Source organism: Flintibacter porci (assembly GCF_041925195.1).
In the GTDB taxonomy this organism is placed as follows: Bacteria; Bacillota; Clostridia; order Oscillospirales; family Oscillospiraceae; genus Lawsonibacter; species Lawsonibacter porci.
Genome location: NZ_JBHEVB010000006.1, coordinates 26,397 through 44,864 on the forward strand (window position 1 = coordinate 26,397; position 18,468 = coordinate 44,864).

Consider the following 18,468-nt stretch of genomic DNA (forward strand, 5'->3'; position numbering starts at 1 on the left):
AAAAATCTGTTGCTGATTTGACTCAATGTATGTTCCTGAATATGGATCGTGTCTGGTGGTGCACAGCTCAGGGCAGGTGGTACTCCCTATGCCCTAATCCAACCAGTAGATCCACGGCGGTCTAGGCAAGCGGCATCATCTCCGTGGACTAAGTGGTATTAGATGGCGAGACCACCGTCAATTAGGCACTCCTTCTCCGGAGAGTCCATCTAAAATCCCACACGTACCGGTATTGTTGTTTTTGTTGGAACTGTAGTGAAAGAAACCAGTCTCCCTGGTCCGCGCCACGAGGAATAGCTAAATCTATGTACGGTATCTGAAAGCATATCGCACCCAATGTAGGGTGCGATATGCTTTTATTGGACTATTCTGCTAATCTTCCCCGTATCTGGATGAATTAGCACAAGCGGCAGTCTGCGCGTCTCTGCAATCCGCATTGCTATTCGTATGCTACCAGCTTTCTGCAGATCATTATTATACACTGCCACCAAGCAGTCGGCGCATTCCACCATGTAAGCTGTGCGCTCTTTATACCCCTGCGCTCCCACTCCCCTGCTACCTATTACAAATTGGTCGCAGTTCACCTTTAGGCGGCGCAACCTTTCACGACTTTTGGGGTCCCATCGTTCGTCATGATCTGAAAAGGGATACACTAGCACAATTTTCAATTCTGGGCATTCTTCCTGCCATCGCATTTCCAACAGGATCTCGCCGGCCCATAAATCGACACCAAGAGCTCCACCGACATAGTACCGACGTACTCCACGCCGGTACAGTTCTATAAAAACATCATGCAACCGCTTCTTCAGACGCTTGCACGAAGTCATATATTCTTTGTATTTGAATTTGAACTGCGTAGGCCGTTGACTAACAACAGCACACGAATAAAACTTGTCCATCTCATCTCCTCCTTTTTTCAATAGTACAGTAATACAGCTCATTATACCTGCTATGGCTGAATAAGTTCAACTATGGCCGCTTAATTTTTCGTGCCATGGCGGATAAAATATAGCTATAGCATGGAGGGCTGCCAATGGGTGAATTATTAAAAGAGATGGGCCAGCGAATGCTGGATCGCCGCAAACAACTGAGATTAACACAAGAAACTCTGGCTAAAATGGCACATGTAACCCCGCAAACTATTTCAACTGCAGAACTGGGAACAAAAGCCATGCGGCCTGAAACTATACTGAATGTCTGTGAAGCATTGGACATCAGCACAGACTATTTACTGCGCGGTCGGGTCATAGAAGACGATGCACGCCTGCTTCATCAAAAGATTTCTTCATTGACACCCAGCCAGTACCGCCATCTGGAAGATATTATTGACAGTTATATTGCTGCCGTTCAAGAACAGAAAGAGGTATAGGATGAGGCTTTATCTGTCTCCCCTATACCTCTTTCTTTATTATCTACGGAATGCAGCCATTGTACTGGCTATCAGGTTGCGGGTCACATCATCAATCTCCGGCGCTTCTCCCACTTCCGGTATATACTCTGGCTTCTGCGCCTGTACATTTGATGTCGAAGCCGCTTTCTCTTCTTCCATTCGGCAGACGCCCGAGGCAGGAGCAGGATTTTCGGTTTGTCCTGTCTCTTGCCGCATGATCTCACGTACAATGGCTTCGATGGCGGCTCTGTCAATGACCGGAGCCATCGCTTTCAAAGGCTTTGGGTCATCTGCAAAATTCGCATTATAGTATGTGATTGCGTTGGCAATATACTGGGATTTGCTATGAGGAGGCTGAAGTTCCAACAGTTCAACGGCAGCCCGCTGTACAGGGTCGCCAATATTGAACCGCAGAGAAAATCGCCCCCGTTCCTTTTTGGCCGCCATACCCATCACCTACCCACCGTTTCCAGTCGATAGAGGTATTCAAAGCCGGCCGCATTGGCATTGATGTTCGTGACGAACAGCGGCGTCCCCACCTTACCGGAGGCTTCAATCTGCCGGCGCAACAGGATCGCGCCGCCGCCCACAAAGACCACCTTACTGTAGCGAAGATCCAGCATCCGCTCCCGGAGCGTACTGAACAGGTCGTTTACAAATTCCTGTGCCAGCCGCTCCACCAAGCGCACGGCTTCAGCCGGATACGAGGTCTTCCTGCCAGCAAGAATTGCATCCACATCGCTTTCATCCAGCAGCAGATCCAGTTCCGAGTTTCCTCTGGACCTGATCTTATTGTAGAGCAGAATCACGCCGTTTTCCAGCGAATCGCAGGAGGTAAGATCAGCTTTTCCGTTTTTCAAAAGAAGATAATCCGCCGTGAAACCGCCGATATCCAGCACCACCGCTTTCGGGTCATCCATGAGCGTGTGAAGCATGGTTGCCGCCGCCGCGTACGCCTGAGGGTAGCAAACCACATCGGTAATGCGGATGGCGTAAGGCTTATCCCGGTACACGAATTCCACGATTCCATCTCTCTTGAAATAATCGGTAAACTTTTTTGCCTGGGCGCCAAAATGTGCCGGCGGCAATCCTACCGGCAGCTGGATATTGTAGAGTTCCTGCTTACCGATTTGACGCGCCTCCAATTCCTCTGCGATAGCAATCAGCGTAAGTACAAAGAAGCGATCATCTTCCGTCTTGTCCTTCCGGAACGGGATGCGCTCGTTGGAAAGCGTGTAGTAATTTCCCCGGTATTGCAGGCTCTGGCCAAAGGGTTTTGTAATGCTCTGCTGCAGGCCGGAAACAAACGGGCTGCAGTGGACGGTTTTGATTTGCTTGTTGCCATGATCGACACCAATCAACATAGGTAGTTGCCTCCTTTTTTGCTTTATACATATCCTTTACGCCTGGATGACGCCTTTCTCAACAGGAGGACAAAAAACACAAAGCCTATACCATGGTAAAACAACGATACCGCCGGGAGAAGAATTTTTTCTTCTCCGGCGGTATCGCATCCATCCGATGTAAATCAGTATATATTTTATGTGTGTACGCTGTATCGAGCCTTTGCTATGTCTTCTATTCCATGCAGGATGACGGCGCCGCAGATTCCTCTGCCATAAGGCGTATACTCCTCAAAAAAGAAGCTGTACGGCTGGCTGTCATCATAGAGGACAATCTTTTCCGTGCCGCGCCACTGGAAATGCTGTTCCAGGATCTTCCCCAATTTGTGACGCAGAAGCCGGCACCCGGTAACCTCATGGAGATTTTTCCGGCAGCGGAATTCATATCGGCGTGTTACCAGTTCCGGGATGGAGAGCTGGCGCCACTCGGCACCATCCATATCCTCTCCGGCCCCTGAAAAGGCGCGGAATGGCTCATAGGGAATCCGCACATCCTCTTTCCAGCCATGCACCTTGTCGTTGCCATCTTCCTGAAGCCATGTGAACCGGATTTCCAGAATCTGCGTACCATCTGGCCCCTTTGTCAGCCGCAGACTGGCAAAGGAACCGCAATCACTCGTCAGTACCCTTTTATTCGGCTCCTGCTCCAACTTTTGCAGTTCGCTGCGCAGGATGGCAAACCGATGCGGAGACTTTTTCTCCCATGAGATGGTGCGAATATAAAGCAATTCCTTGTCGCACCGCACTTTTATCATAGTCCGGTCATTCATATGTTCATTCCTCCTTTTCAGGGAGCGCCCCTGCGGTATGCAGAGCCGCCCGTTCTACCAAAAATGCACCTTCCACATATTTTTCTTTGCGAGAGGTCGTTGCTGCGCCGCCCAGGGAATCGAGATACTGCTGCCCGTTCTTAGATTTAGAGATATACACATAAAACGGGCTGCTGACATACTGATCCCGTGCATAACAGTTGACATACCTCCTTGCCAGAACAGAGACTGCCCCCAGCTCCGCAGCCTTCTGCGTTGCCAGAGCGACGGCCATCTCCATGACCACTTGTTGCTCATCGTCATTGATGCCGGTGGTGTAAATGCGCTCCAGAAACAGCACCAGCTTCTCACTGACAATACGACCGCTCTCGGTTGTGTTCTCTCCGGCCAAATCAGCAAAAGAAAGCATCAGTTCTGTCGGCTTTTGAAACGCCCCTTTCGTCAGACGAATGCAGGCGCGGCCCACGATCTCATCACCTTTTCTGATCAGGATGATTTTCTTGTTGGAATCAAAAGCCGCCAGCAGGCACTCTCGTTGGCTCCCCGTTCGGTAAGACAAGCAGGTGCCATAGGGCAGCTCGCCTATCTGAATGGTGTGGTAGAAATCATCCGCTTCTTCGGCAATAAACTTGCCTCGCTCCAACGCAAGGTTCTTTTGCCATGCGGTCTCCTGCTGCTCACTGATTGGGTGGTTAATTTCCCTGCGCAGATCGTCTGCGAAATATTTCAGCACATAGAACTGGCCCATGAGTTCAGCCTGCACGATTCTTCTGAGTGCCTCAATAGCCGCATCGTTTCCCTGCAGATAGTTATATAGCGGAGTCACCAGGCTACTGCCTCCTCGAAGCAGGAAGTCTGTGATACGATTTTGGTTCTGTTTCACAAACTCGTCTGAAATGGAGAGGCTTTCTTTTAACTGAGCCCAATCCATATCCGTGGTCAGGACAGAGGCGCGAACCTGCGGCCAATTTTCACACCCGGCAAGCAATGGCAGGTTTCTGGCCGCAAAGACCGCATCCGTTTCCGTCTGGAGATCTGGGACAAAGGGGCAAAGCTGGGTGTAATGAAACAGCATTTGCATAGCTGTCCGCCTCGTCAGCCCGCGAATATGTCCGAATCGCTTCCGATACCATTCGCTGAACGGTTGCTCCAGCAGGCATTGAGCCAGCTGAGTCAGTTGCTCATCCTCCGTGTATCGGCTGACCAGATCCCGCTTGAGGAGCTGGCGAAGCGTGAGCATACGCTGGTCTACCGGGAGCGGGGTCAGCTTTGCATACAAGCGGACATAGATTTGGTCCTGCTGCCACAGCAGCCGCATCTCTTCAAAGGTGTATTGCTGTCCTTCCTCCAGGCAGTCAAAATAGCTGTCTGTGCGCTTTGCAGCATCGCAATCCTGTAAATTCTTTTCTGACAGGGAATTGATATTGCAGTGCTCACAAAAGCAGTCTTCAAACAGGAGCGCATAGCGGCTCAGAGAAAGGAAAATCTCACTGTTCTGATCCACCAACTGTAAAAAGTGCTTTTTCCGGTGTTCCACCGCATAGACAAGGATTGGAAACTGATACGAGCGGATCGCACCGAAATCCAGATGGAGGCAACCGGCATACAATGCATTCAGGTAACTGACCTGATTGCACAAGATCTCCTCACGCTGTTCTTTGTTCAGCGGTGCTTCCTGTCTGATGAACCAGTTCAGATCATACTGTCCCGCACGGTTTTCAAACCATCGTTGGAAAAAGATGCTCAAATCATCTGCATCATGTTCAAAGACCTCCAGCAACTGGCGGAACTTCCCGATATCGGTTTCCCGCAGCCATTGAAGCTCTTTCAGGCGGCCAGAATCAAGAAATACGGTCACGCCCTGCTGGTACAGCAGGCCGAGGATCTTCTGCAGCGGTGTATTCTGCTCCAGAAGTACCAGCGTCTCTTTTTCGTTGCTATGCCAGTTGAACAGGCAGGCGCCAAGAAATGGAAAACGCATCATGTCCCGCTGATGTGCGGTCAGTGAAGAAAGCCCTTTCCAATCTGCTACAGGAAAAAGCCAGAGATTATCCAGGATAGCTTTTTCCTCTTCTTCGTACTTGACATAGGGCAAATAGTATTTCAAATACTCAAAAGTCAGCGCCGTTGGAACATTCAAAGACGCTGCCTCCAGTACCTGTTCCGTCGGATACTGTGTCAGGCTCTCATGGCAGTCATCTGCCGATTTGAGCATCGGTTCGATCCTGTCATCCTCGATCTCACAGGTACACAAAGCATGGTACAAATCTGCAAACTCACCGCATTCAACCAGTTTCCGCTGAATTTGGGAGCTCCTGTTTTTCTTCAGCCGCGCCTGCAGTTCCAGCCGTTCGACCTTTTCGCACGCCCCGTCCAACTCGTTCTCAGAAAACAAGCCCGTTAGGCTCAGTATCAGGCCGTCAGTTTCCATGCGGCCCAGCAGAGACAAATGTTTCATCGTATTGGTCATGCTGCTGCACCTCCTTCGATCATGTTCTTCACCATATCCAATAGTTCTTGTTTTGGCCTGGTCTCGTACTTTGCCAGCATTCCGCACAGCACAAAGAAATTCTGTGTGTCTATCGGCGTCAGTTCCTGCACACAGCCGGCAGGCCATTCCAACAGTTTTTCATAGACCATATTCATGGCTTGCTGTTTTTCTTCTTTGTAATAATACTTGTCTGCAAATTGAACCAAAGACATCGCACTTCCGTTATAGATCTGCGCCAGCTTTTCCTTTCTTTTCAAAAATTCCTGCTGCTTTTGCAGCATCTGCTCCTGCTCTTTTTTCTCTGCAGCGGCCTTTCGGTCGGCTTCGAGTTCTTTTTTTGAATAGAACCGTTTTTTCAGGCAGTCACCATCATAGCCCCCGCTGTTGCCCCGGGCAATCAGCTGCCGCAGGACAGAGGCCAGGGTAGGCCTGTCGTAGAGCCGCTGGATCATCGGGTCTTTAAGTGCGCTCCAGACAAATGCTGTATAGTGTTCCGGCTCAGTCTGGAAAACCGAAGCATCCACCCATTCGTAGAGCTGGCGGTGCTGCTCCGGATCGAGGAAAGGCCGGGAAATTCTGGTGCGAAGATTCTCGTTTCCGTAACCACCAGTATTCTCGCAGAAAGAGCGGTGAAAATAGAACCGATCTCCGAAAATCTCCTGCAGCTGTGTAAATCTGTATTGGTTCAGCAACTTTTCGACAAACCGATAGCATTTCCAGCTGGAAATACGCAGGGCATAGTCCCGAAGAAGCTTCAACGGGTATGCGTATTCACCCTCCGCTCGGTGTTTCTCAAAAAAAGCCCACAGGTCGATTTTCTTCGTTTCCACCAGAAGGGTAAACGCCTCCTCGGTGTGCTGTCGAAAGCAAGTGAAATACTCCATGTAGTCGGCACCGGTCAGTTGCCTATACCGGGCAAGCCACTGTCCAGTAGTTGCCGATCCAAGCGAGCGAAGCATTTGCATCGTGAACAATTCCAAATAGGTGTCCCGTTTTAACTCGACCGCCAGGCAATCATATTGCGGGTCGAACACATCGAACCGATAATTAAATGACTGCTTAATGTTTCGGTTCATCCAAAGGATAGTTTTGGGGGAAGACGGTGAAAGGCTTGAATTTACAGCCGCCCACAAATCCCGATTGCCCTCATATTTGATGGAGAAATCCTTGTAGCGGGTAAATAGCCAGCCTACATATCCATAGAGCGAATCCGTCAATGCCTCCGGGCAGTTGAGCAACATCTTGCAGCACGCCGCCGCAAGTTTCTCGGCAGGAATGCTGTTAGAGGATAGCCGATACGGAATTCTATCCATCCACATTGCGAGTGAGTTTGTCAGAATGATTTCATCTGCTCTGTACCCGGCTGCAGTCAAAACTGCAAACTCCCGGCTATCCTGTTTCATATTCATACAAGGGATCTTTACCAGTGTTCGCAGTACAAGATCCGCCTTTGACCGGCAGGCTTTTACCCGCTCGGCGTAAGTGCGGATAAACCACTCCAGCACACCACAGTTAAAAGCCAGTGGCATCGTTCGCTCCGGACCAAACAACCGGAGCAGCTGTGCGTGCATTGCCTGATATCCTTCCTCCCGGTCATCAAACAGAGAAAGGACAAACAAGGCTTCTTCTGTCTTGGTGTATTCCGTCTTTGCCAGGGCATCCAACAGGGCACGCTGGCGCACAGTATCTTCCTCCAGATGATACAGAGCACCGCTCAGGTACACATCCCCATCAGCGATTCGCCGGATTTTCTGAAGAAAGCCACTACGCTGACTACCCACAAACATCTGGTCTGCGTGGAGTGTGCGGGTAACGGCAAGTGCCAGTGCCAATGCACGGACAATACGGATATCTGTGCCCAGCTTATTCTCAAACCGCTCCAGCACCTCTCCAGGATAGCGCAGGCTATACTGCTCAAAATAGATAGAGACATCCACATCTTGCTGCCAAATCTGGGCAGCTGCGATCTGGCGATAGTGCATTCTTGCCTTGTCGTCCTGAGAAGTCTGTACCACCAGTTCGGCAAAGGCATGATACAATGTCAGATCAATGGCTTTCTGATAGGCCGCGTATGCCGGCATGATTTCTTGATTCACAGTTGTCCCTCCTTTCGTGATTACCTGGGCCAGTGGCCCCCAGTGGAGTAGTTCCATTCGATGGTTCCATCGTCGTACTGGAGAATTCCATGTGCCTGCAAGCTCCAGCCATCGCGCACTCGCGTGAAGAGTGCCGTTGTTTCACACGGCCGGATTGCTTCGGCAACACTGGTGCAGCGATATTCACTGCCGTTACGATTGGTATAGGTCTGGTTCACGGTTGGCGTGATATAGGTTCTGTCCATATCAATTCCTCCATAAAAACAGGGGGAGAGCGCCGAATTATGGCGCTCTCCCTGTTGTTATTGACTGGCCTGGTGTTCAGGCCACGCCCGCCATACGGAAAAACTCCTGCGGTTCCAGCACAGGGACACCCAGTTCCTGCGCCTTGGACAGTTTGCTGCCGGCCTTTTCGCCGCAGACCAGATAGTGGGTCTTACGGGTCACCGAGCTGCCGGCAATCGCCCCCAGCGAGGCGATCAGGCTGTTCATCTCATCGCGGGTGTAGGGCTCCACCTTTCCGGTCACCACAATGGTTTTCCCGGCAAAGGGATTGTCCTGCGTGTTGTTTTCCGCAACCGGCTGCACCGGCTTCTGGATCTTCATCATCATCTGCAATTCCTCCCAAATACAGAAATTTTCTTCTTTGCTGAACCACTCATGAATATTATTGTGCAGCGTATCTCCAAAGTCCGGGAGCTGTCGGAAGTCGTAGCCGGTGTAAACGGCGTCCCGGAACTCGTCCAGACTGCCGTGGAATACCCGGCAAAGGACACCGCTGGCCGTGTTGCCGATCATGGGGATGTCCATGGCGATCACATACCGCTCAAACGTCGTATTCCTGCTCTGCTGAATGGCGCTCCAAAGGCGCTGCCAGGATCTCTCTCCAAAGCCGTCCATACGCAACAACTCGTCTTTATGCTGATCCAGGCGGTAGATGTCCAGGTAGCTGTGAATCCAGCCCCGGCCAATCAGTTTTTCCAGCGTTGCTTCGGACAGTCCCTCAATGTTCATCGCCTTTTTACCGACAAAGTGGACGAACCGCTTGAGCTTCCGCGTTTCGCAGTCGGCATTGTCGCAGAACAGCGTTTTAATCGTCCGTTCCTCGCCGTTCTCATCGCGCCCCCTGGTTTCGTGGATACGGGTGGGTTCCCCACAACACGGACACTGGTGGGGGTATGCGCTTTCCAGCACAAAACCGCCGCGGTCCAGATTGTCCTCCACATGAGGAATGATGAGATTCCTTTTCGATACCAAAATACGGTTTCCCGGCATCAGTTCCAGATCTTCGATAAAGGAAAGATTGTGCAGACTCGCTCTGGACACCTCGCAGCCATCGATCTCCACTGGCGCAAAGACTGCGACCGGAGCAATCTCGCCGGTGCGTCCGGGCGTCCATTCAATCATCTGGAGCTTTGTTTCAAACAGATCATCCTCAAATTTGAAAGCCAGTCCGTCCTTATAGTGGTGGCCTGTGCGCCCGCAGCTTTTGGAGAAGGCCACATCATTGTAGGTGACAACGATGCCGTCGATGGGAATGTCATTGTCTTTGGCATACTGCTGCAGCTGCTTGATCCCGTCCTCCGCTTCCGCCTGTGTCAGCGTTCGCTTGGTCACCAGATACTTGCAGGTGGTAAACCCCAGCGTAGAGAGTTCTTTCAGCCGTTCCGACTTGCGCGGCAGGTTTTCAAATCCCTCCAGCACCGTAAACGGCATGAACATCAGGCGCCGCTCCATACAGGTCTTGGCATCCAACAGGCGTACCGAACCGGCCGCCAGATTGCGACCGTTTTTGTAGGTCTCTCCGTTATTGTCCACCAGCGAAGCCTTTAGCTGTTCAAAATCGCTGGGTCGGATGAATGCCTCCCCGGTAATCACCAGACGGTCTTCATACTGGATATGTGCTGGTATGCCACCTATGGCGCGGGTATTGTGGGTCACAATTTCGCCCACATCCCCATCACCTCTGGTAGCGGCTTCCAGCAGTTCGCCGCCCTCATAGGTCAACTTGATGGTGAGCCCATCCAGTTTGAGCATGAACATCACCTGATGTTCCCCCATGAAGCGGCACACCTCCACGATGTCTTTCTCCTTATCCAGCGACAGCAGCGGAATCGGGTGATTCGTTTTCTCCAGCTTGCTGATTGCCGTATACCCCACCGTACTGGTGGGCGAGTTCGCCATCTGGATGCCCGTCTGCCGCTCCAGGTCTTGAAGTTCCTCAAACAGCCGATCATAGACAGCATCGCTGACACTGGGCGCATTAAGATTGTAATATTCATGGCGATAACGGTTGAGCCGGGCGGTCAGATCCTGCTGCTTCCTTATCAATTCCTGATTCATCACACTACCTCCTCATTCAGTACACGAAACGCAATAATCAGCGTTTCTTTTTTATTGCTGCTGCAGGTAAACGAACTGCACACACCATTTTCAAATGTCCAGGTGCTGGCCGGCCCCCACCAGAGCATGGCGCCGCGACCATCATTTCCGGCATTGATCTTGTCGGCAGGCTGATTCAACACCTTCGTGCAAAATCCATTTGAGGTAATCCATGTGACCTCACGCAGTTGATTGATGCACTCCGTTCGGCAATGATCGACGATTTGCAGACGGATTCCGGGCCGCAGCGCGCGTTTCAGCTGATTCAAGTTTTTGATCACGCGGCATCCTCCTTACTGTTGCGTTTTTCCTTGACAGCGTAGCGGCCGAAATTCAATTCGTGGATGATGTGTTGGATCACTTCGTCATCATCCCATGCGGCAAAAAGAGAAGTCCGCTCCGGCCCTTCCCCCACATGGACACTTACCTGTCCACCATAGATCTGCATCACCACATCCGGGCGGTGGGCACAGACGATTGACAAATTTCCAAGCTGTTTCATAATTCCTCCTGTTCACACAACATGCAGCCAAACCATGACAGGGCGGCGAAAGTCTGCAGTCGCATAATTCTTTCTGATATTGACGGGACGGTAGTGGCCATCCAAATCGCATTCAACACTTTGCTCCACTCGGCCTTTATCCCGGGCCAATTCTTCACGAACTGCCTGCAAAATACACAGGCGAGTTTTCAATGTGTCGCTCTCTCTGCAACGAAGCGAAGGGCAATACACATATTCGTGCGGGTTCTCCTTGAGCATGAAGCCATAGGTCATGTACTGACGGCATTTACGCTCCCGCTCCCGTTCGATGTGCTTCACATAGGCCACAGCGCTTTTAATCCCCTCCGTCAAACAGAGGCATCCCATCTGCTGGCGCTGTTCATCGGACAGAGGAATCTCATCCTTCTTCTGTCCCGGCAACCCCTTATAGATGTGGAAGCTCTCAGGAGCATAGCGATAACCGCGGATGTTATACTCAAATTTCAATTTACTCAATGTAAAACCCCTTTCTTAAATGAATGGCCGGACGCTCCAAGGAACGTCCGGCCATTGAACCTGTCTCACGCGGCTGCAGGGAACATCTGCGGCTGTATGACTTCCGTATTCTCCATTAAGTCGGCCAACAGCACATCTGCCAGCAGATGGCCAGCCAGATGCCCGGTGTGGATAATCACACGGTCTTTTTGCATCTGGATAAATTCCTCCTTCCGCAACTCACGGCTCCGCTCGGCCAGCTTCAGGTCGTGGCCGGTAAGACGGGCCGCTATGACCTTCTGCCACTTCAGCAGAAATTCCGTTGCCTGTTCGATGTCCTCATATTGGCGGTCAAACAGGGTGCGTTTCTGCCTCACAGTACCATCCGGCTCGATTTCAAGCGTGTAATAGGGGTCTTCCGGTTCATTCGTTCGGCGAAGGAACATGATGAAGCTCTCCCGTCGCTCGATGCGCTCATAATACCGCTCGCCACTTCCGTCATTCCCGACGCAATGGTGGAGCATACGCCCCTCTTTGATGATGGCTAAGATGTTTTGGGGCGCAAGCACCGTGTAGTCGCCATCGCTGTAGACATATTTTTTCTGTAGCTCCATGCAGATGTCGTTGACATGGGGATATTTTGCTGCCATTTTCGATGCCTGCTCCTCCAGACTCCCAGCTTCACTCTGGATGACCAGTTCATCGTGTCGCTGGCGCAGTTTGCGCACACGGTAGACGATCTCGTCACTGATGTCATAGTGCAGCCGTTCCGCCATAGCAAGGTAGTCCTGCCAAGTGGTCAGCGCCTGCCGGCAACTGCCATCAAAATACTCTTTTTGCCGTTCCAGATAATTTCTAATCTGTATCAGGCTCATGCGGTCTGCGATAAACAAAAGGTCTCTGGCTCTGATTCGCTCTTTCTGGAACCAACACAACAGGTCATTGGGGATACTCCGCTTTGTCCGCTTTTCCAGCTGTAGCCAGGCTAAAGTTTCTGTGTCTCCATCCAGTTGTCGCAGCCTACGGAATTTCTGGGTATCCAGCCCCAAAGCACGGATCAGCCCGGGTTCATCCGGATACAACACCAATCCCCGCACACTATTGCAAGATTGAAAGCATTCCTCCGTTAACCGTGACAATCCGGCTTTCCAGATTTGCTCCACTCGGGGAAGCTGCTTCAAAACAGCCAAGTATTTCTCCGGATCAGTCACGGGATGGCTATGTACCCATTCCACCAATCCAGTATGACGAAGCTCCTTTTTTGCGAGATCAGGCAAAGTCTTTCCATACACCCGGCCAGACTGATTCCAGCTATAGTTGTAATAGCAGGGGCTTCCCATGATCCAGCGCACTTCTCTTTGGCAGTACATTCCCCAGTAATAGGAACGGATCTCTCCGCTGCGGTCATAAATCGAACGCCGGAACTCATGCCAATAAGGTTCGCTACTGGGAAGAATGTGTTTCCGGTAGGTCCTGTTCGCCCAGAATTCTCGGATGACAAACCCATCCTTACACCGCTGGATGAGATAAGCATAATGCCTCTGCGTCTGAAAATAGCCAGTGCGGCCCAGCGCCTTGAAAACAACGGGATGCCGGCAGCAGATGCAACGCCCCTCTTTGTTGTGGTAGGGATGCCCGGAAATGGGCACCTCCTTCCCGCAGAAGGTGCAGTAGCCGATTTTGGCTCCGCCGCGCTTGTAGTGGTAAAATATAAAATTTTCCCGCACGGCCACCTTGTCGGCCCAACGGTCCCAGTCTTTCGGCAATTTCGGCACCTGAGCAAGATCTTTGTCCCATGGGTCGGTGATCCGCTTATGATGCCGGTCCAGCTGTTCTTCCCTCACTTTTCTCTGAAAATCGAGGATGCCGAAATATCCGCCCCGTTCGCTGGAAAAATACTGCTGCACCATATCTGAGTCTTCTGTACCCACCCAGCAAACCGCATCATAATCCTGTCCAGGCCATTCCAGTCTGTCCAGCTTGGCATCTCGCCACTTCTTATCCAAATAGTCGTAGGTAAGGAACTGGCGCTTCTTTTTATCTAGAAACACCTCATAGGCCGGATTGTCCCCATCCAATCGAAGATGATCCGGCAGATAAAGCGCCACCTTCAAAATGCCGTTCTGAACCATGCAATTCATATAGCATTTATACTTGCGACGAATGCGGGTATACCCGGAGTAGGTTCTCACTTTTTCCGGCTCGTCTTCAAGTGCCACCTTTTTCATTTCTGGGGACGCCGTCAGTTTTGGCATCCCCAGAAGAATAGATTTCTTCAATTCATTTCACCGTCCTTTTTTCAAGATCGGCTCCATACCACTCATTGGGTCGGAGTTTCTTCCCATCAATGGTCGCCACCACAATCTGCTGGATACAGCCGGTGACCGGATCTTCCTTGGCAAACGCTAAAACATCACCTTTCCGGCTGCCTTGTGCAACAGGGTCAACACCACGCACAATAGCGTACCCACAACATGCCACATCTTTGTCCTTCTTCACATGGCTGTTCCATTTCCGTTTCGGATGATCGGCCATAAACGCAAGACCAAGGGTGAAAAGTTCTTCCTTGGTCAGCCGCCTAAGAACCGTCAATTCAGTACAGGAAATCTTTGAGTCGAATTCGTCTTCATCAATGTCGCCGCCGGCGTTGACGATATAGTATTCCGAGTGATCCACATCACTGTAATAACTCAGACAGTCCAGAGGGTCTTCCGCACAGTGGAAACCGTTTTTGCGGCAGTTGGCTTCTTGGGTTACGTTCAATCCCATCTGGAACTGATAGCCGATACAAACCATGCCAGGATGAAACCCTTTGTACGCGATCATACGCTACCTCCTTAACCAGCTTTTTCCATGCTGAAATCCAGCATAGACATCTGGCCATCAGTAGAAGGCTTCTTTTCCGGCGCCGGCTTTGGTTCCGGCTTTTTCTTTTCGGTGGGCTTCTTTTCCGCTTTCTTTTTCTTGCCGGTATTTCCGGTAGTCTTGCCAATATAGGGCTTCGACACAAACTTTTCCTCCTGCTCCTGGTCCTCCTTGGCATCCGGGTCGCGGAAATAATCTTCCGCCCACTGGTAGCACAAATCGTCCGGAATATCGCAGCCGTAGCCTTGGCCACCCTGTCCGGGCTGGATACCACTGGCCTTGAGTTCGTCCTGAACATAGTCCCACGCCTTCCGGCTGATGTACTGGAAGCAATGGATCATGGTTTTCTTCGGGTGCATGGTGAGCCGGGCAAAAGCCGGATCATCCAGGCAGAGCGTCTGGATATACTCCGAAACACACTCCTTCATGTTTCGACGGGTCAGCTTTTCCACATCCTTACTGACACGTTGCATGGAGGCGGATACCACTTCATCATCGCTCATGGCGGCAAGGCGATCCATCTGCTCCTGCAGGGCCCGCTTTTTCTCCGCCTGCTTGGCCTCCCATTCAGCCTTGCGTTTTGCTTCGGCAGCCTCATGCTCGGCACGACGCTTTTCTTCATCGGTATCCTTGGACGCGCCATTTCCGGCGGGCATATCCGTTTTGTTGTCATCCACATCGTCACATCCGCAATTCTCTTCCACGGGGTTATCCTTTGGCGCTTCCACCATCTCAGCGGAAACGGCGGACGCCGCATCAGGATCAGGCTGGGGTGCCGCTTCGTCCTCGGACTGGACGGACGAACGGCTGACCGGAGGTACCGGCAGCTCGTCAAAGCTTTCCTCTTCCTCAAAGGCATTTTCGCCCGTGAGTGCAGTAGCCGACGGTTTGCGTCCCTCCTGTATATCCAGCGACATCTCTGAAAAATATCCCATAGTGAACTCCTTTCTGTAAACAAAAAACGGCATGGACGGGCCAAAGCCCATTCCATGCCATCGTTACCAGTATCACAGCACATAGAGCAAAGTGCTGAAGCTGTCAAAGCAGTAGCAGACCACATTGGGGTACTGCTCCGCCCATTCTTTGATTTGTTCCTGTACTGCCTGCGCCACCATCTGTGCCGAAATATTCCAGGGCGGCGGAACTGTCACCGTGAAATATCCCTGTTCCATGCTGGGGCGCACATCCGCATCCAGCTGAACGCATTGCTCCAAAAGCGCCTCCAACTGTCCCTTCTTCGTTCCTTTTACAACAACCATCAATCTGCTCATGCTCCTCCCGAACCCTTCTTTTTGGCGAGCATTGGAGAAAATTTCACCTGTTGAAACTGTGTATCTCCGTTCACATAGTAGTAAATTCGTTTCATGGGATACTCTAGTTCCACAACATCAGAAAGAGACATTGGCCGTCCGTTGCAGTCTTCCGGCAACCCCACACTGAGTTCTGAAAACAGGCGTTTCAATACCTCGGCATCACTTTGCTCGGTCGGACAATAGACTTCTCCCGTCCAGACCATGCGATATTGAGCCGCAGGCGGCTGCTCATAGCCGGCCTTTCTTACCGCTTCCATATCCTTGAAAGCAAACGGAATCGCTCTCTGCTCGTCCAGTTCCAGCTGATAGAGCACAAATCGCTGTTTCCTGCGCTGGGGTTCCAGAAGGACGCCAAGCGCCTTCCTGCCATGGCGCAGAAAATCTTCATGCTCTTCCCGGGTCAGACCCAAATATTCGGTTAAACTGATACTCCTCTCTGCCAGGTGCTGCCATTGCTCGGTGCAGTCCTCAATATGCGCCAGCTCACACCAGCCATTGAGGTACTGTTCTTTGAATGTCTTTTTTTCCAACTCCTTTCTTCGCTGATTTTCCCGGCGCAAGGCAAGCTGCCAATCGTCAAACCCCTTATAGTTGGGATTCCATGTCAGCCGCCTGCAATTCATTCCGTACTTTCGGGCTGTCAGATAGATTTTTGAGGCTCCCGCCATGGTCATTTGGTTATTGTACTTGTCCATATCGTGGGCTTCTATGATCTCCTCTGTACCGCTCTGCGCCAGAAGGGCAAATAACGGTTCCAGTGGACTTGTGTTATTGGCTCCGGCAATCGCAGCAAAGGTGCGTCCAGTCAAACAGTGGGATATGTCGGCTTTCAGCAACCCCTCAATGACATACACCACACGGGCAGACGGATCACCAACCAGGTGTACCGGGCTTCCCGATGAAGCGCCGTCTCTCTTGGAAGAAGAAGAAAACCAGATGTATTTGGCGCCAGCTTTTTCCGGCGGGTCATCTTTGTCCTTCAGCGGCACATCCAGCATGATTTGAAACCCCTGTAATCTGCCGTCAAAACCAACGGCTGGAATCAAGATTCCAGATGTTTTTTTATAAAAGGCCATGGTCCAGTAGCCGCAGTCATCGCGGTAGAACCCTGGGACACCTTCCACCTTACAGCCCATCTGTATCAGACGCGCCGTAATAGAGCGGCACAAAAAGGGCGGCGGGGTGCTCTTAAAGCCCAGCGATTCAATTTGTTCATCAGACAGCCCACGCTTGGGTGAACGAAGGTGCTCCCTATGAGCTGGCCGCAGTGTAAGCTGGGCCAACAGCAGGGATAGCGTCTGATGGATCTCCGCAGGGCTCGCTTTCTCCGACTGCGGTACAGTTTTTCGCTCGGAAGTAGAATGACGGCCGGCGTCAGCCCGGGCCCCCGAAAGCGAGGACCCGGTGCTGACCACCAGCTTAGGAGCTTCATTCCCGGAGCGTATATGTTCTTCATGGCAGTTGTCGCACAAAGCTTCTGCTATTTCCCAGTAAGCGTCCGAGGTCGTCGTATTGTTGAGCCGTGCATACAGCCCAAGCATTCCGCCATGCTCGCCGCAGTAATTGCAGCGCCACACATTTTTGACGAAATTGACATTCATCTTTCCCCGGCGATCGCCACAGAACGGGCAATCCACATAGACACTATTTGACTGCTGGCGCCTGATACGCAGGTGCAGCAGTTCCACGACATCCATGATATTGAACGGAAATTCATCCGGGTATGAGCCCATCTGTCATTCCTCCCTTTGTACCCTCGCTGGGGTTCATATCAGCCAGCCTTCTGAAGAGAATCGAGCACCAGCTGGGCGGCAGCGCGCACCAGGTTGTTCTTGCTCTTGCCCGGAATGAGATAAAAGCGCAGATTGACCGGGCGTTTCTCCGCCACCTGCGCGATCGTCATGCCACGGCAGATGCCATCATCCACAACGACCTGTCTGGCCTGTTCCAGCGTCATCACCTGCAGAAGCTCTTCCACAGGAGTATTCTGCGTGTAGGTCGGAGCCTCGTCCTGCGCAGGTGCATCGTTGCCCTTGGGTTCGATTCGCATCTCAGCCTTTTGGGTGGGCAGCGACAGTTCATCCGTCTGCTCCACGGCTCCCGGCTCAGCAGCAGCCATCACAGTATCCGTGGGCACCACTTTCTCCGCCTTAACAGGCTCCACCGGCAGCCGCTGTTCTACCAGCTCCACAGGCGGAGCCGTCACAGCCGTTTCCGGGGCCACAGGCGTCCTCTGCTGGGTTTTAAGGTCGTTGGCCGGGAATTCCCCCACAGAGGGCGTAGCAGGCTTCTGAGGGGCGCTGGCAGGCACCTGCCGCGGTTCCGTGCGCTCCGCCTGAACAGGAGTAGTCGCAGCTGTCTTTTTCTCGGCGGTGGCCTGTGCGTCGGCGCTGATGAGTTGAATACCGAAGCCGGCATCCGTGAGCGCCTGGCTCAAAGCCTCATTCTGGGCGCCTCGGATAAAGTCCCGGTTGTCCTGAAGCTGCTGTTGGGCCACGCTCATGCTGAAAGGCTCAGCATCGCTGCGATCCAAGAACACACGGGCCTCGAAAATCGCCATCTGCTCGGTGATCCGCAGCGCCGTCACGCGCATACGCCCGTTGGGATGGGCCATGCGGAACCACAGCTTCTGATAGGGCAGATCCAACCTCATACTGTCCTTGGTGCGGCGGAGGAACTTGAGCGGGTCAAAGCCCGGCACCTTGTTCAACTCTGCTACGGCGGGTACGGCCTCATACATGGTTTTGGCATTGCTGCTTTCGTTCATTTTGCAAACCCCTTC

At 52.0% G+C, this 18,468-nt stretch carries 18 protein-coding genes; 1 reads left to right on the forward strand and 17 read right to left on the reverse strand.

All coding sequences use genetic code 11. From position 1 onward, the window contains the following. Positions 1 to 356: 356 nt before the first annotated feature. Entirely contained in the window at positions 357 to 899 is a 543-nt protein-coding gene (locus tag ACEVJL_RS07665; protein WP_374737392.1) for an SLOG family protein, read from the reverse strand. 134 nt (positions 900 to 1,033) lie between these two features. Here ACEVJL_RS07665 and ACEVJL_RS07670 point away from each other — a divergent pair, with 134 nt between their 5' ends. Next, positions 1,034 to 1,369 (forward strand): helix-turn-helix domain-containing protein, encoded by a 336-nt coding sequence (locus ACEVJL_RS07670; RefSeq protein ID WP_374737393.1) that lies wholly within the window; start codon positions 1,034 to 1,036, stop codon positions 1,367 to 1,369. A gap of 39 nt (positions 1,370 to 1,408) precedes the next feature. Here ACEVJL_RS07670 and ACEVJL_RS07675 read toward each other — a convergent pair whose 3' ends face one another. The 16 genes from ACEVJL_RS07675 to ACEVJL_RS07750 all read right to left on the reverse strand — a co-directional run bounded on the left by ACEVJL_RS07675 (position 1,409) and on the right by ACEVJL_RS07750 (position 18,453). Further along, positions 1,409 to 1,837, reverse strand: coding sequence for a hypothetical protein (locus ACEVJL_RS07675; protein ID WP_374737394.1), 429 nt, complete (start codon positions 1,835 to 1,837; stop codon positions 1,409 to 1,411). 5 nt (positions 1,838 to 1,842) lie between these two features. Further along, a complete protein-coding gene (locus ACEVJL_RS07680) occupies positions 1,843 to 2,754 on the reverse strand; it encodes a ParM/StbA family protein (protein ID WP_374737395.1) in 912 nt (303 codons plus the stop codon). A gap of 176 nt (positions 2,755 to 2,930) precedes the next feature. Continuing rightward, on the reverse strand, positions 2,931 to 3,563 hold the full coding sequence (locus tag ACEVJL_RS07685) for a hypothetical protein (protein ID WP_374737396.1): 633 nt from the start codon (positions 3,561 to 3,563) through the stop codon (positions 2,931 to 2,933). 4 nt (positions 3,564 to 3,567) lie between these two features. After that, positions 3,568 to 6,033: a hypothetical protein gene (locus ACEVJL_RS07690; protein ID WP_374737397.1), complete on the reverse strand. Its 2,466-nt coding sequence runs from the start codon at positions 6,031 to 6,033 to the stop codon at positions 3,568 to 3,570. Next, entirely contained in the window at positions 6,030 to 8,150 is a 2,121-nt protein-coding gene (locus tag ACEVJL_RS07695) for a hypothetical protein (RefSeq protein ID WP_374737398.1), read from the reverse strand. Before ACEVJL_RS07695 ends, ACEVJL_RS07690 begins: the two co-directional genes overlap by 4 nt. A gap of 20 nt (positions 8,151 to 8,170) precedes the next feature. Continuing rightward, positions 8,171 to 8,395, reverse strand: a complete 225-nt coding sequence (locus ACEVJL_RS07700; protein ID WP_374737399.1) for a hypothetical protein — start codon at positions 8,393 to 8,395, stop codon at positions 8,171 to 8,173. A 76-nt stretch (positions 8,396 to 8,471) separates the two neighbouring features. Next, entirely contained in the window at positions 8,472 to 10,493 is a 2,022-nt protein-coding gene (gene ligA / locus ACEVJL_RS07705) for an NAD-dependent DNA ligase LigA (RefSeq protein WP_374737400.1), read from the reverse strand. Next, positions 10,493 to 10,813: a hypothetical protein gene (locus tag ACEVJL_RS07710; RefSeq protein ID WP_374737401.1), complete on the reverse strand. Its 321-nt coding sequence runs from the start codon at positions 10,811 to 10,813 to the stop codon at positions 10,493 to 10,495. The genes ligA and ACEVJL_RS07710 overlap by 1 nt, the downstream gene beginning before the upstream one ends. Next, positions 10,810 to 11,034, reverse strand: a complete 225-nt coding sequence (locus ACEVJL_RS07715; RefSeq protein ID WP_374737402.1) for a hypothetical protein — start codon at positions 11,032 to 11,034, stop codon at positions 10,810 to 10,812. The genes ACEVJL_RS07710 and ACEVJL_RS07715 overlap by 4 nt, the downstream gene beginning before the upstream one ends. A 12-nt stretch (positions 11,035 to 11,046) precedes the next feature. Continuing rightward, entirely contained in the window at positions 11,047 to 11,529 is a 483-nt protein-coding gene (locus ACEVJL_RS07720; RefSeq protein ID WP_374737403.1) for a hypothetical protein, read from the reverse strand. Positions 11,530 to 11,594: 65 nt separating this feature from the next. Then, positions 11,595 to 13,787 (reverse strand): PcfJ domain-containing protein, encoded by a 2,193-nt coding sequence (locus ACEVJL_RS07725; RefSeq protein WP_374737404.1) that lies wholly within the window; start codon positions 13,785 to 13,787, stop codon positions 11,595 to 11,597. Between the two features lies 1 nt (position 13,788). Then, positions 13,789 to 14,334 carry a DUF7666 domain-containing protein gene (locus ACEVJL_RS07730; RefSeq protein ID WP_374737405.1) on the reverse strand — a complete coding sequence of 182 codons (546 nt, stop codon included), beginning with the start codon at positions 14,332 to 14,334 and terminating at the stop codon, positions 13,789 to 13,791. 11 nt (positions 14,335 to 14,345) lie between these two features. Further along, the gene (locus tag ACEVJL_RS07735; protein WP_287878494.1) at positions 14,346 to 15,308 is read right to left on the reverse strand and encodes a Cas9 inhibitor AcrIIA9 family protein; all 963 of its coding nucleotides are present in this window, start codon (positions 15,306 to 15,308) and stop codon (positions 14,346 to 14,348) included. A gap of 72 nt (positions 15,309 to 15,380) precedes the next feature. Continuing rightward, positions 15,381 to 15,632, reverse strand: coding sequence for a hypothetical protein (locus ACEVJL_RS07740; protein ID WP_209342315.1), 252 nt, complete (start codon positions 15,630 to 15,632; stop codon positions 15,381 to 15,383). Positions 15,633 to 15,640: 8 nt separating this feature from the next. Continuing rightward, on the reverse strand, positions 15,641 to 17,419 hold the full coding sequence (locus ACEVJL_RS07745; RefSeq protein WP_374737406.1) for a YodL domain-containing protein: 1,779 nt from the start codon (positions 17,417 to 17,419) through the stop codon (positions 15,641 to 15,643). Positions 17,420 to 17,457: 38 nt separating this feature from the next. Next, on the reverse strand, positions 17,458 to 18,453 hold the full coding sequence (locus tag ACEVJL_RS07750; RefSeq protein WP_374737407.1) for a hypothetical protein: 996 nt from the start codon (positions 18,451 to 18,453) through the stop codon (positions 17,458 to 17,460). Between the last annotated feature and the right edge of the window lie 15 nt (positions 18,454 to 18,468).

Bases quoted from the DNA above. Each gene is read 5' to 3' on its own strand.
- ACEVJL_RS07715 (WP_374737402.1), bottom strand. From the start codon at position 11,034: ATGAAACAGCTTGGAAATTTGTCAATCGTCTGTGCCCACCGCCCGGAT.
- ACEVJL_RS07670 (WP_374737393.1), top strand. From the start codon at position 1,034: ATGGGTGAATTATTAAAAGAGATGGGCCAGCGAATGCTGGATCGCCGC.
- ACEVJL_RS07745 (WP_374737406.1), bottom strand. From the start codon at position 17,419: ATGGGCTCATACCCGGATGAATTTCCGTTCAATATCATGGATGTCGTG.
- ACEVJL_RS07750 (WP_374737407.1), bottom strand. From the start codon at position 18,453: ATGAACGAAAGCAGCAATGCCAAAACCATGTATGAGGCCGTACCCGCC.
- ACEVJL_RS07690 (WP_374737397.1), bottom strand. From the start codon at position 6,033: ATGACCAATACGATGAAACATTTGTCTCTGCTGGGCCGCATGGAAACT.
- ACEVJL_RS07735 (WP_287878494.1), bottom strand. From the start codon at position 15,308: ATGGGATATTTTTCAGAGATGTCGCTGGATATACAGGAGGGACGCAAA.
- ACEVJL_RS07700 (WP_374737399.1), bottom strand. From the start codon at position 8,395: ATGGACAGAACCTATATCACGCCAACCGTGAACCAGACCTATACCAAT.
- ligA (WP_374737400.1), bottom strand. From the start codon at position 10,493: ATGAATCAGGAATTGATAAGGAAGCAGCAGGATCTGACCGCCCGGCTC.
- ACEVJL_RS07675 (WP_374737394.1), bottom strand. From the start codon at position 1,837: ATGGCGGCCAAAAAGGAACGGGGGCGATTTTCTCTGCGGTTCAATATT.
- ACEVJL_RS07680 (WP_374737395.1), bottom strand. From the start codon at position 2,754: ATGTTGATTGGTGTCGATCATGGCAACAAGCAAATCAAAACCGTCCAC.
- ACEVJL_RS07665 (WP_374737392.1), bottom strand. From the start codon at position 899: ATGGACAAGTTTTATTCGTGTGCTGTTGTTAGTCAACGGCCTACGCAG.
- ACEVJL_RS07740 (WP_209342315.1), bottom strand. From the start codon at position 15,632: ATGGTTGTTGTAAAAGGAACGAAGAAGGGACAGTTGGAGGCGCTTTTG.
- ACEVJL_RS07730 (WP_374737405.1), bottom strand. From the start codon at position 14,334: ATGATCGCGTACAAAGGGTTTCATCCTGGCATGGTTTGTATCGGCTAT.
- ACEVJL_RS07685 (WP_374737396.1), bottom strand. From the start codon at position 3,563: ATGAATGACCGGACTATGATAAAAGTGCGGTGCGACAAGGAATTGCTT.